14 protein-coding genes are annotated in these 11,992 nt (G+C 70.3%); 4 read left to right on the top strand and 10 right to left on the bottom strand.

Annotated features, from left to right (window positions below; all coding sequences use genetic code 11):
* The first annotated feature begins 282 nt into the window (after nucleotides 1-282).
* Nucleotides 283-1,599 carry an aminodeoxychorismate synthase component I gene (locus ABD798_RS10175; RefSeq protein ID WP_344873138.1) on the top strand — a complete coding sequence of 439 codons (1,317 nt, stop codon included), beginning with the start codon at nucleotides 283-285 and terminating at the stop codon, nucleotides 1,597-1,599.
* A gap of 255 nt (nucleotides 1,600-1,854) precedes the next feature.
* Here the strand turns inward: ABD798_RS10175 and ABD798_RS10180 are convergent, their stop codons facing one another.
* Nucleotides 1,855-2,694: an inositol monophosphatase family protein gene (locus tag ABD798_RS10180; RefSeq protein WP_344873140.1), complete on the bottom strand. Its 840-nt coding sequence runs from the start codon at nucleotides 2,692-2,694 to the stop codon at nucleotides 1,855-1,857.
* Nucleotides 2,695-2,853: 159 nt separating this feature from the next.
* Between ABD798_RS10180 and ABD798_RS10185 the strand changes: the two genes are divergently transcribed.
* Together ABD798_RS10185 and ABD798_RS10190 are read left to right on the top strand one after the other, a co-directional pair.
* Nucleotides 2,854-3,501 (top strand): TetR/AcrR family transcriptional regulator, encoded by a 648-nt coding sequence (locus ABD798_RS10185; RefSeq protein WP_344873142.1) that lies wholly within the window; start codon nucleotides 2,854-2,856, stop codon nucleotides 3,499-3,501.
* The gene (locus ABD798_RS10190) at nucleotides 3,494-4,279 is read left to right on the top strand and encodes an alpha/beta fold hydrolase (protein ID WP_344873143.1); all 786 of its coding nucleotides are present in this window, start codon (nucleotides 3,494-3,496) and stop codon (nucleotides 4,277-4,279) included. The genes ABD798_RS10185 and ABD798_RS10190 overlap by 8 nt, the downstream gene beginning before the upstream one ends.
* Here the strand turns inward: ABD798_RS10190 and ABD798_RS10195 are convergent.
* From ABD798_RS10195 to ABD798_RS10220, 6 genes are all read right to left on the bottom strand, one after another.
* Complete coding sequence (locus tag ABD798_RS10195) at nucleotides 4,272-4,574, bottom strand: DUF3017 domain-containing protein (protein ID WP_344873145.1); 303 nt, start codon at nucleotides 4,572-4,574, stop codon at nucleotides 4,272-4,274. The genes ABD798_RS10190 and ABD798_RS10195 overlap by 8 nt on opposite strands.
* A 14-nt stretch (nucleotides 4,575-4,588) precedes the next feature.
* Entirely contained in the window at nucleotides 4,589-5,440 is an 852-nt protein-coding gene (locus ABD798_RS10200; RefSeq protein WP_344873147.1) for a bifunctional methylenetetrahydrofolate dehydrogenase/methenyltetrahydrofolate cyclohydrolase, read from the bottom strand.
* Nucleotides 5,441-5,458: 18 nt separating this feature from the next.
* On the bottom strand, nucleotides 5,459-6,421 hold the full coding sequence (locus ABD798_RS10205) for a DMT family transporter (protein ID WP_344873149.1): 963 nt from the start codon (nucleotides 6,419-6,421) through the stop codon (nucleotides 5,459-5,461).
* Nucleotides 6,422-7,660 (bottom strand): MFS transporter, encoded by a 1,239-nt coding sequence (locus tag ABD798_RS10210; protein ID WP_344873151.1) that lies wholly within the window; start codon nucleotides 7,658-7,660, stop codon nucleotides 6,422-6,424.
* 95 nt (nucleotides 7,661-7,755) lie between these two features.
* Nucleotides 7,756-8,346 (bottom strand): pentapeptide repeat-containing protein, encoded by a 591-nt coding sequence (locus ABD798_RS10215; protein ID WP_344873153.1) that lies wholly within the window; start codon nucleotides 8,344-8,346, stop codon nucleotides 7,756-7,758.
* 56 nt (nucleotides 8,347-8,402) lie between these two features.
* Nucleotides 8,403-8,993 carry a TetR/AcrR family transcriptional regulator gene (locus tag ABD798_RS10220; RefSeq protein WP_344873155.1) on the bottom strand — a complete coding sequence of 197 codons (591 nt, stop codon included), beginning with the start codon at nucleotides 8,991-8,993 and terminating at the stop codon, nucleotides 8,403-8,405.
* A gap of 44 nt (nucleotides 8,994-9,037) precedes the next feature.
* On the opposite strand from ABD798_RS10220, the gene ABD798_RS10225 reads away from it, so the two are divergent.
* Nucleotides 9,038-9,607: a dihydrofolate reductase family protein gene (locus ABD798_RS10225; protein WP_344873157.1), complete on the top strand. Its 570-nt coding sequence runs from the start codon at nucleotides 9,038-9,040 to the stop codon at nucleotides 9,605-9,607.
* On the opposite strand, the gene ABD798_RS10230 is transcribed toward ABD798_RS10225, so the two are convergent.
* From ABD798_RS10230 to ABD798_RS10240, 3 genes are all read right to left on the bottom strand, one after another.
* Nucleotides 9,608-10,831, bottom strand: coding sequence for an RNA polymerase sigma factor (locus ABD798_RS10230; protein WP_344873968.1), 1,224 nt, complete (start codon nucleotides 10,829-10,831; stop codon nucleotides 9,608-9,610). It lies immediately after the preceding gene.
* A gap of 528 nt (nucleotides 10,832-11,359) precedes the next feature.
* Nucleotides 11,360-11,716: a YciI family protein gene (locus ABD798_RS10235; RefSeq protein WP_344873159.1), complete on the bottom strand. Its 357-nt coding sequence runs from the start codon at nucleotides 11,714-11,716 to the stop codon at nucleotides 11,360-11,362.
* A 66-nt stretch (nucleotides 11,717-11,782) separates the two neighbouring features.
* The gene (locus ABD798_RS10240; protein WP_344873161.1) at nucleotides 11,783-11,971 is read right to left on the bottom strand and encodes a hypothetical protein; all 189 of its coding nucleotides are present in this window, start codon (nucleotides 11,969-11,971) and stop codon (nucleotides 11,783-11,785) included.
* Between the last annotated feature and the right edge of the window lie 21 nt (nucleotides 11,972-11,992).

The raw sequence follows: 11,992 nt of genomic DNA on the forward strand, positions 1-11,992 counted from the left end.
TGCGGTGTTCTTCCGCGGCTGCGTGATCCAGGCGCAGCCGTTGTGCGTCGGCTCGTCCAGTGTGGGTGTGCGGCAGGCCGAGCACACTGAGGTTTTCTTCAGGATTTCGCTGTGGTCGTCCACCGGGGTTTCGCTGGTTTTCCTCAGTGACGCGGCGGTCCCGGCTTCCTAATCTCCATGGTGTGCGCGGCAACAGCGCCGTGGTCCGATCCCACGCGCTGAAATTCACACAACGGCGCAGGACCTACCAGCGGCGGGATTCCTGGCCCATGATGGGCGATCGTGCGAGTCGTTGCCTGGCCTCTGGTCTCCGACACCGCGCCGGAGCGGGTGTTCCGGCGCTTGTCGGAGCGCGCGTCGGCACTCGGCATCGCCCCACCGGCGGCGCTGGTCGGAGACTGGTTCGGCTCGCGTGCGGTGCTCGCCCCGACGCTGTCGGCCCGGCCGGTCGACGACGCCGAGGCGTTCGCGATCCCCGGACAGCAGCCCTCCGTCGCGGTGACCTCGGCCCCGGCCGACGCGATCGGTGGCGGGTGGTTCGGTTACCTCGGCTACGGGTTGACCGATCCAGGGGTGTGGGAGCGGCCGAGGAGGCTACCGAACGTTGTGTGGGGCTGGGCGGATCACGTGCTGCGCCAGGACCGGCGTGGGCGGTGGTGGTTCGAGGCGCTCGTGCCCGACGGGCAGTCAGCACCGGATCAGCTGGCGGCCGAGCTGATCGCGCTCGTCGATCGCGGCGAGGACCCGCCCGTGCGTCCGTGGGTGGTCGACCGCCTCGCGCGGCCGTCCGCCGAGCTGCACATGGACGCCGTGCGCGCCTGCGTCGCGGCGATCGGTGAGGGCGAGATCTTCCAGGCGAACGTGTGCTCGGAGTTCTCCGCCGCGTTCACCGGTGAACCCGCCGAGGTCTACGCGGCCGGGGTCGGCAGGCTGAGGCCGACCCGATCCGCGTACCTGGCGGGCGATTGGGGCGCGCTGTCCTCGTTCTCGCCGGAGTTGTTCCTCTCGCGCAGGGGAAACATTGTCCGGTCGAGTCCGATCAAGGGCACGCTCCCCCGAAGGCTGCCGGAGCACAACGAGAACGCGCGCCTGCTCCGACAGTCCACAAAGGACGTCGCGGAGAACGTGATGATCGTTGACCTGGTGCGCAACGATCTCGGCAGGGTGTGCGCGACGGGCAGTGTCACGGTGCCCGAACTGCTCTCCGTCCGCCCAGCACCGGGAGTGTGGCATTTGGTGTCCACTGTGGAGGGTCAGTTGCCGTCCACAGTGGACGATGGCGAGCTGCTCGTTGCCGCGTTCCCGCCGGGCTCCGTCACCGGTGCTCCGAAGCTGCGGGCACTGGAGATCGTCGCCGAACTGGAGACGAGCCCGCGCGAGGCGTACTGCGGCGCGATCGGACTCGCCTCCCCGGTCGCGGGCATGGAGCTCAACGTGGTGATCCGGACCCTGGAGTTCCACGGCGACACCGTGCGCCTGGGAGTGGGCGGCGGTATCACCGCGGACTCCGACCCCGCGGCGGAGTGGCAGGAGTGCCTCACCAAGGCGGCCCCCATCGAAACCCTCCTCGCCACCCCGCTCCCCACCGCGCTCCGATAATCCCGGCGAGGGCTCATCCAGGCGAGCGCCAGCCCCGCGTCCGGCAGATCGCCGGGTTCTGCGGTCTTCAAGACCACCAAACCCCTGCCCCCATAATCTCCAACGACAGCAAACCCTTGGCCTGCCAGGGTTCGGAGCGGTTAGCGACGGTTGATGCCGAGCTGGGTGGCCGTCAAGACACCCCTACCCACAACGCGATCGGACCGCGCGCGCAGCTCAATCACCTACCGGACACCGCCTGGACCCCGGCGAGGGTCAGCCCGCGATGAGGGCGAGGAGTTCCTCGGCCAGAGCGGGGGTGGCGGCGGCAACTCCGGACCAGCGGCGGGACAGATCGGGGTCGAGCACCAATGGGCGCCCGAAGGCGTCGAGCACCACGCCGCCCGCGGCGGGCACGGTGACCATCGCGGCGGCCAGGTCCATGATCCGGTGAGTGTCGGAGCCCGGGTCGACGAAGCCGTCCACCGAGCCCTCCGCCACCAACGCGCACTCCAACGCCGTCGTGCCCAGCACCCGCACCCGGTCGGCGCGCGAAGCCACCCGCATCCACGCGTCGCGAGCACCCGGCTTCGGCCGCAGCATGCACAACTCCGAGCCGTCCACCGACGTCCGCCCAGTGGTCCGGTACGGCGTCGGCTCCCCCGCCTTCGCCCACCACACGCGCCCGGTGTCGAGCCAGCAGGTGACCGCCTCGGTGGCGACGCCGTCCACCGCGACCACTCCGGCGACGCAGGACAGCGGCACCCCGGCCGCCGCGTTGGCCGAGCCGTCGATCGGGTCGAGCACGAGGGTGGTGGCCGAGCCGTGGTCGAGGAAGCCGATCTCCTCGCTGAGCAGGTTGACCCCGTGCCGGGCGGCGGCCTCGGCGATCGCGCCCTCCACGAGTTCGTCGACGCGCATCGTCGGCGTGCCGTCAGCGCCCTGGGCCACCACAACGGCAAGATCGTCCCTGCCGAACCGGTGCCTCGACGCGCGGTAGGCGGTCGCGGCCGCCCGCACGGCGTCGGCGAGCGCGGGGTGGATGTCGTCGGACAACTCGGGCTCTGGGACCGGCCAGGAGATGCGGCGTTCGATGTCCAGGTCCAGTTCGCTCACAGGGGCTCCTCGATGACGACAGGCGACGGTGTGCTCACCGGGTGCCCAGACGGGTGTCGTCCTCAATCATCCGAGGTGCCCCTTGCACGAGGCCACGACCAGGCGTAGCTTTCGCTGCGAACAAGAAATTCGTTTGTTCATGGGTTCATTGGAGATCGCATGCCCACGCCGTTCAGCGCCGCAGACCGCACCAGGATCACCGAGATCCTGCTGCGAACAGGCGAGAACCTCTTCACCACCCAGGGCCTGCGCAAGACCTCGCTCGACGACCTGGTGAAGCCCGCGAACATCGCCAAGAGCAGCTTCTACGCCTTCTTCGAGTCCAAGGAGGCGCTGTACCTGGAGCTGATGCTGCGGCAGGCGCCCCAGGTGCAGAAGCAGCTGCTGGACGAGGTGCTGACCAAGGCGCCCGACCTGCGCACCGCGATCAAGGACTTCCTGCGCGCGACGCTGCGGGTGCTCGACGACAACCCGCTCTACCGCCGCCTGGTCACCCACCCGGAGGAACTCCAGGCGGTCAGCAGGCGGATCGACCCCGAGCGCGCCGCCGAGGTCCGCGAGCAGGTCAACCTGCCGCTCGGCGAGTTCTTCCGGCGCGCGGCGCGCAGCAGCAAGCTGATCGACATCAGCCCGGAGGCGGTGATCGGCCTGATGCAGGCGGTCCTGCTGCTGCCGCTGCACCGCGACGAGTTCGCCGAGGACGTCTACCCCGTCGTGCTGGACCAGCTGATCGAGTTCGTGGCCAACGGCCTCACCACCGCGCCGGTCCGCGCACTGGTCACCGAGATGTCGCCGATCTATGTCTGACGAGGGAGTCCTCCCCGGCGGTCTGCCGTACTTCACCGTGGGTGAGGGCAGGCCGCTGGTGTACCTCCCCGGCTTCAACCCCAAGCACGAGAACCCGGCGGGCTTCGCAAGGAGGATCAGCGCGCGCACGGTCCGGCCGTTCGTGCGCGCGGGGCGGAAGGTCTACTTCGTCAACCGCAAGCCCGGCATGCCCATGGGCAGCACGATGAGCGATATCGCCGCCGACCACGCGAAGGCGCTGCACGAGTACTTCCGTGAGCCGGTCGACGTGCTCGGCCACTCCACCGGCGGCTCGATCGCGCTCCAGCTGATAGTCGACCACCCCGAGGTGGTGCGGCGCGGCGTCGTCGCGAGCACCGCCTACACCCTCGGGCCGGTGATCAAGCCAGCGCAGTTGGAGATGGGCAGGAGGCTCGCCGAGGGCAGACCGGGCTACCACCTGCTGGTGCCCGGCATGGTGCGGCACCGGGTTCCGCAGGTCGTGTTGACCGGACTGCTGTGGGCGCTCGGCCTGGTCATGCCGAAGCCGAAGGACCCCTCGGACATGATGGCGATGCTGACCGCCGAGGACGGCTTCGACGTGCGCGACCGGCTGCCCGGGGTCACCACGCCGACGCTGGTGGTCTGCGGGGCGCGGGACCACTTCTGGACGCCGGAGATGTTCGCCGAGACGGCCGCCAGGATGCCCGGCGGCACGCTCGTCATGTACCCGAACGCCGGGCACGGGCTGGTCGTCAAGAAGGAGTTCCACCGCGACGTGCTGGAGTTCCTCAGGTGATCGTCAGCGCCACGTAGGTGATCAGCAGGCCGAGCCCGCCGTAGGTGAGGATGTCGGTCAGCCTGGTGCGGATGACCAGCAGGCCGCAGCGCTCCGGCGGCAGCACCGCGCGGAAGGTCGCGGCCAGCAGCAGCGCCCCCGCGATCGCGCCGGACCCCATCCGCCAGCGGTAGAGCATGATCAGCACGAAGCCGATCAGCACCACGCCCACCACCACCGTGTAGGGCAGGTGCACCTGCCACCGCTGCGACGGGGGCGGCTCCGGCGGAAGATCCGGCTCGTGGTCGTCAAGCAAGTGCTGCTCCGCGTTCATCGCGCCGCCCGCTCTGCTGCCTCGACGACGTTGCTGACCAGGATGGCCCTGGTCATCGGCCCGACGCCACCCGGCATCGGAGCCACGTGCCCCGCGACCTCCCTGACGCCCGGGTGCACATCGCCGACCAGGCCCGCGTCGGTGCGGGTGATTCCCACGTCGAGCACGGCCGCTCCCGGCTTCACCATCTCCGGGGTGATCAGCGCGGGGCTGCCCGCGGCCGCGACCACGATGTCGGCCCGGCGCACCTCAGCGGCCAGGTCCTTGGTACCGGTGTGGCACAACGTCACGGTGGCGTTCTCCGAGCGGCGCGTCAGCAGCAGCCCGAGCGGTCGGCCCACGGTCACGCCGCGGCCGACGACCACCACGTGCGCGCCCGCGATCGGCACGTCGTAGCGGCGCAACAGCTCCACGATCCCGCGCGGGGTGCACGGCAGCGCACCGGGCTCGCCGAGCACGAGGCGGCCGAGGCTCACCGGGTGCAGGCCGTCGGCGTCCTTGGCGGGGTCGATCCGCTCCAGCAGCGCGCCGGAGTCGAGGTGCTTGGGCACCGGCAGCTGGAGGATGTAGCCCGTGCAGGCGGGGTCGGCGTTGAGCTCGTCGAGCACCGCCTCCACCTCGGCCTGCGTGGAGTCGGCAGGCAGGTCCCTGCGGATCGAGGTGACCCCGACCTTCGCGCAGTCGTTGTGCTTGCCGCGCACGTAGGCGTGCGATCCGGGGTCATCGCCGACCAGCACGGTGCCGAGGCCCGGCGTGACACCCCGCTCGCGCAGTGCGGTTACCCGGGTCCGCAGATCGTCGAAGATCGCGTCTCTTGTGGCTTTGCCGTCAAGGATCGTCGCACTCACGAACTCCATCGTGGCAGATCAGCGAGTGGCCCTGCTGGGCAGCGCCGCGATGCCGACGGCGGCGACGGTGAGCAACGTGCCGAGGACCGTCGCGGTGCTCAGGTGGTCGCCCGCGGCGGGAACCACGAGGTCGAGCAGCAGTGCGCCGATGAGCTGGCCCGCCACCTGGCCGAGTCCGAACAGCAGAACGCCGGTCGTGGAGACCAGTGCGGCGGCCGCTCCGATGGCCACCGTGCCGAGCAGACCGCCGACGTAGAGCCAGGGTTCGCCCGGAAAGGTGACCTCGGTGCCGCCCGCGAGCAGCCGCACCGCCAGCACGGCGGTCAGCGCCAGCGTCCCGACCAAGAAGTTGATCATCGCGGTGGGCAGCGCCGAGCCCGCCCGCGCGCGCACGATCCCGTTGGCGGCCTGCTGCCAGCCCATGCCGATCCCGGCCAGCAGCGGCAGCGCGGCCAGCCACAGCAGCGACGGCTGCTCGAACCGGTCGGACACCGCGATCATCACCGCCGCGACGGCGAGCACGGCGCCCGCGATCCTGTTGCGGCTCAACGGTCTCGGCCCGTCCGATCCGAAACCGGCGCGGTCGACCGCGAGGCTGCTCGCCGCCTGGCCGGTCACCACGGCGACGGTGAACACCGCGACGCCGAGCGAGGTGATCGTCAAGCCCTGGCTGAGCACGAAGACCGCGCCGCAGACGCCGCCGGTGCAGTGCCACCACGACAGCTGTCCGCCGCTGAGCGCCTCGCGCACCCGGCGCACGCCGCGCCTGCCGACGGGCAGCGCGAGCACGAGGAAGAGCAGCACCAGGAGCCCGGTGCTGAAGGAGATCAGGGCGGCCGTGAGGCCGTCGCCCATCCGGTCGGCGAGTTCGCCGTTGATCCGGGACTGGACCGCGAGCAAGGTGCCGGTGCCCAGTGCGGCGAGCACTCCGAGCCCTCGGGCCAGTCCGCGAATACGCGGTGCTACAGCGGTTTTCTGCACCTAGGCATCGTTGCCGACCCCCACGCGACGAGTCTGTTCCGAAAGCGCAACGTTCCGTACACGGCCGGCACGGATCGCCAGGAGGGTGCCCAGAACGGCCAGCGCGCCGCTCACCGCGACCGCCGCGGCAGGGCCGGAGGAGTCGAGCAGGTACCCGGCCAGCGGCGAGGCCAGCGCTCCGGCCGCCGTTGTCGCGGTCGCCTGCCAGCCGAAGGCCTCGGCCAGCCTGCCCTCCGGAACCAGGTCGCCGAGCCAGGTGTTCGCGGTGGCGATGGCGGGCGCGATGGCCAGGCCGGTGACCACCAGCAGCCCGGCGAGCAGCCACGGCGAGGGGTCCAGCAGCGGCGGCAGCACGAGCGCGACGGCGATCATGCCCGAGGTGAACAGCCCGGCGCGGCGGGCCAGGCTCGGCTCCCCCTTGAACGCACCGGCGGCGAGACCGCCGATCAGCGAGCCGATCCCCCACACCGTGACCATCACGGCGATCAGCTCCGGTGTGCCGCGCTCCCGCGCCCAGCTGATGATCGCGATGTCGGTGATCGTGAAGGCGCCGAGCATCACGGTGGCGACGGTGAGCAGCGGCACCACGCCCCGGTTGCGCAGGATCGAGGTCTTCGCCTCCTGGCTGACTTTGATCGACTCCGCGGTCGGCGTGCCGTGGCCGGAGCGGTGCACGGTCAGCGCGAACCCGAGCACTCCGGTCGCGACCATTGCCGCGCTCAGCAACAGTCCCGCGCGGCCCCCGCTGAAGCCCACGGCGACCGCGATCAGCGTCGGCCCGATCAGGAACGCCATCTCCTGCACGATGGCCTCGATCGCGAACACTGCGTTGTGCTTGTCGCGCTCGACCACCCGCGTGCAGACAGCGCGCACGATCTGGCCGACCGGCGGCATGAAGAGCCCCGTCACGAGACCGATGACCGGCGCGATCGGCCACCAGGCACTGGGCAATCCAGCCAGCACGAGCAGTCCGGTCGTGTGCAGTGTCCCGCTCACCAGGAGCAGGCGCGGGGCCGATCCCCGGTCGGCCGCCTTGCCGCGCAGCGGCCCGGAAACGCCCTGGCCCAGGGTGACCGCGCCGACGATGAGACCCGCGATCAGGTAGGAGTCGGTCCACTCCACGGCGAGGAAGGTGATCGCGATGGAGATGCCCGCCATGTGCAGCCTGCCGACGATCGACCAGCCGAGCAGAGCCCGCAGGTGCGGTGTTCCGGCGAGGTCTTTGTAGGGGCTGCTCACCCCGACAGTGTCACCGCGCCGCTCGCCGGTGGCGACCCTCTTGGGGTGAGTGCTGTACAAACGACGGCATTCCGCGCCTCAGGGATTGCCCGGAGCTACTCGATCACGAGACCATGCGCCGCCGCGAAGCTGACCGCGATCTCCAGGTCCACCTTGGTGCCGCGCAGGTCGGCCTGCACCAGGATGTCCGCGCCGAGCTTCGCCCCGCGCAGGTCCGCGTCCGCCAGCTTGGCGTCCAGCATCCGCGCGCCGGTGAGGTCGCACTTGGTCAGGTCCGCGCCGCGCAGGTCGCTCTCGTTGAGGTTGGCCTCGCGCATCCGCAGCCCGGACAGCGAGGAGTCCTTGAGGTCGGCGCCGCTGAGCCCGACCAGCGTCAGGTCGGTGTCGTGCAGCTGCCACTGGCGGAGCCGGCAGTCGCCGAACTGGGAGCCCATCAGCGAGCACCCGCGCAGCTCCGACTCGCTGAGGTCGGCGCGGCGGAAGGTGCACTGGCGGAACGCGGTGATCCGGTGCTTGGACTCGGACAGGTCCGCCCCGGTGAAGTCGCACGCGACGAACGTGCAGTTCTTGGTGACCAGCCCGCGCAGGTCCGCGTCCACGAAGGAACATCGCTCGAAGGCGCAGTCCTCCCACACTTCATTGGCAAAGACGGCGTCGGAGAAGTCCTCACCGACCACCGGTGGCACTGAATCAACTGAATCATCGGTCGCCTCGCCCACGTCCAGCACCCTGCCACAGGTGATCAGTCAGCGGGGATGGCCCTTTCCACGAACATCCGGACGAGTCCGTCGAGCCCTTCGGCACCGGCGCCGTCGAGCACCTCGGGCAGCGTCAGGTGCTCGACGACCAGCGCGGTGACCGAGAAGTACAGCAGCACCACCGAATCCGCGTCGCCCGGCAGCCCGGAGCCCGTGTGCTGCTTGATGTTCGCGTCCAGGTTCGCGCGCACGGTCGCGGTCAGCGCGGCGCGCAGCTCCGGCCGCCGCGTCGCCTCCAGCCGCAGCTCTTGCAGGGCCAGGTACCCCGTGCGGTCGTCGATGATCCGCCGCACCATCTCCGTCATCAGCCACACCACTGCCTCCCGCGTGCGCGGCGCGAGGGTGTTCGCCGCCAGCGCGGAGGCGGTCGGCCCGAGCCGCGTGTGGATGCGTCCGCCGACCTGGTTGAACAGGTCCTCGCGGCTGGTGAAGTAGTTGGAGGCGGTGCCCTTCGGCACCTCGGCCGCCTCGTCGACCGCGCGGAAGGTCAGCCCGCGCGCCCCCTCCGCCGCCAGCACCTCGATCGCCGCGTCGACCAGCGCGGTTCGCCGTTCGGTGTTCCGTTTTCTGACCACTCTGCTTATAGTACTACAGACACAGTGGTTATGGGAGGAGCGGTATGCGCAAGCTGAGCTACTACATCGCGTCCACAGTGGACGGTTTCATCGCGAGCCCGGAGGGGGCGGCGGACTTCTTCCCGTGGGAGGGCGATCACAACGCGATCATGACCGCCGAGTACCCGGAGACCGTCCCCACTCACGTGGCGGCCATGGTCGGCCTGCCCGTGCCCGAGCCCCGGCACTTCGACACCGTGGTGATGGGGCGCGGCACCTACGACGTCGTGCTCAAGGAGGGCGCGCCGAGCCCGTACGAACACCTGCGGCAGTACGTGTTCTCGAACAGCCTCACGCAGCAGCACCCCGACGTCGAGGTGGTGCCCGGCGATCCGGTCGCCAAGATCAGAGAACTGAAAGCCTTGGAGGGCAAGGGGATCTGGCTCTGCGGTGGCGGAGCGCTCGCGGGCGCGCTGCGCGAGGAGATCGACGAGCTGCTGGTGAAGATCTACCCGATCGTCGCGGGCTCCGGCGTTCCGTTGTTCAGCGGCGAGTTCCGCGCGACCGGCTTCAAGCTCTCCGCGCACCGGATCTTCGAGAGCGGCATGGCGTTCATGACCTACACAAAGCCATGATCACGCGCACTCGCGGGCGCGGTCGAGCAGCAGCTCGCGCTCGCGGGTGTTGCGCGTCAGCTCCGCCGCCCGCTCGAACTCCGCCTTGGCCTCGCTCATCCGGCCGAGCTTGAACAGGAAGTCCCCGCGCACGCTCGGCAGCAGGTGGTAGTTCTTCAGCGCGGGCACGTCCACCAGGCCGTCCACCACCTCAAGTCCGGCGGCGGGACCGAAGGCCATCGAGACCGCCACCGCGCGGTTGAGTTCCACGATCGGCGAGGGCGTGACCTCCACCAACACGGCGTAGAGGCTCGCGATGCGCGCCCAATCCGTTTCTGCGGCCGTGCGGGCGCGGGCGTGACAGGCGGCGAGCGCGGCTTGGAGCGCGTAGGGCCCGCGCGCTCCGCCGAGCTTCTCCGCCTGGTCCAGTGCCGCGAGCCCGCGTCGGATGAGCAGCTGGTCCCAGCGGGCACGATCCTGCTCCAGCAACAGAATGGGCTTGCCTTCCGCGTCCGTGCGCGCCCGCGACCGCGAGGCCTGGATCTCCATCAGCGCGACCAGGCCGTGCACCTCCGGCTCCTTCGGCACGAGCCCCACCAGCACGCGGCCCAGCCGCAACGCCTCCGCGCACAGCTCCGGCCGCAGCCAGTCGTCCCCCGCCGTCGCCGAGTAGCCCTCGTTGAAGATCAGGTAGATCACTTCGAGCACCGAGGACAACCGCTGCGCGCGGTCCTCCCCCTGCGGCACCTCGAACGGGACCTTCGCCTTCTCCAGGTTCTTCTTCGCGCGCACGATCCGTTGCGCCACAGTCGGTTCCGCCACCAGGAAGGCCCGCGCGATCTCGTCCGTGGTCAGCCCGCCCAGCAGGCGCAGCGTCATCGCGACCCTCGCCTCGGTCGAGAGCACCGGGTGGCAGGCCGTGAACACCAGGCGGAGCAGGTCGTCCCCGATCTCCCCGTCCAGCGCGGGGTCGTACTCCAGGTCCACCCCCTCGCCCTCGGTCTCCAGGCGGTGGCCGATCTCCTCCAGCTTGCGCGCGAAGTTCTCCTTGCGCCGCACCAGATCGATCGCGCGCCGCTTCGCGACCGACATCAGCCAGGCGCCCGGGTTGTTCGGCACCCCCGACTCCGGCCACTGCTCCATCGCCGCGACCAACGCGTCCTGCGCCAGCTCCTCCGCGAGCCCCACGTCCCGGATGAACCGCGCGAGCCCCGCGATCAACCGCGCGGACTCGATCCGCCACACCGCCTCAACGGCCCGACGCGCCCGCTCCCCAGCAGCCCGCTCCCCAGCAACCCTGTTCTCGGCAGCCCCGTCAGCCGCCCCGCCCGCCACCACCCCAGTACCCGCCACGACGCGCAATCACAGCAGCCCACCCCACCACCCGCAACCTTCCCCACGTCCCCCAAATCCGTTTCGTACTCCCAGCGGCAAGAAAGCGGTCCCCCACCCCCGCTCGGCGTACGAAGCGGATACCCCTGGGGGCAGAAGGTGGTGTCCCTGCACGTCCTCAGGTTCGCCGGTCTTCAAGACCACCCAACCTCCGCCCCAGCCGTCTTCAACGACAGCAAACCCCGCGAGGCTGCGGGGTTTGCGGCGGTTAGCGATGGCCAACAGAGGGGTTTGCTGGTCTTGAAGACACGTCACCCCCCCGGCGGCGCCGCTGCGCTGCAAGTCATCGGGTGCGAGAAGCGGGGTTTGGGGGTCTTGAAGACACGCAAACCCTCGGCGGCGCAGTGGGCGGAATCGGCCCAACCCCTTGCGGGACAAGGGCTACAGGCAGGCGGTCTCGGTGACGGGGCGGACCTCGACCTCGGCTTCGGAGCCTGGATCGCAGGGGATGCGTTCCACCCACGCGATGGCCTCGTCGAGGGACTTCACGTCGATCAGCCAGAACCCGGCGAGCAGGTCCCGGGCCCGCGCGAACGGGCCGTCGACCACGGTCCGCCGGGCGCCGGAGAAAAGCACCCGCGCGCCGCAGGAGCTGGGCTTGAGCCCTTCACCCGCGAGGAGCACGCCAGCGCTGACCAGCTCCTCGTTGTACCTGCTCATCGCAACCCGCAGTTCCGCACTCAGCGGCTGACCGGCCTCGGACCGGGCGTCCGCCTTCACCATCACCATGAACCGCATCGGTGCCTCCTCCAGTGGTACTCGCTCACTGGAGCGTCGATCGGCGGCCTTCCAGATCGACAGCAGTCACATCGACAGCACCGGACTGTTCGCCACCGCACCACCGGGTCGCAGGTCAGGCAGACGGCGACACGGCGACGAACGAATCCACACCTCTTCGGTCGCACTCGCCCGCGAGCCGCCGCCGGAGGTCGTGGGCACCCCGTTGGCCACGACCACCCCGTCCAGCGGCAACCCGCGGAGCGAGTGCCACACCGAACACCCGCTTCCTCTTCC

The organism is Allokutzneria multivorans (assembly GCF_039537405.1).
In the GTDB taxonomy this organism is placed as follows: domain Bacteria; phylum Actinomycetota; class Actinomycetes; order Mycobacteriales; family Pseudonocardiaceae; genus Allokutzneria; species Allokutzneria multivorans.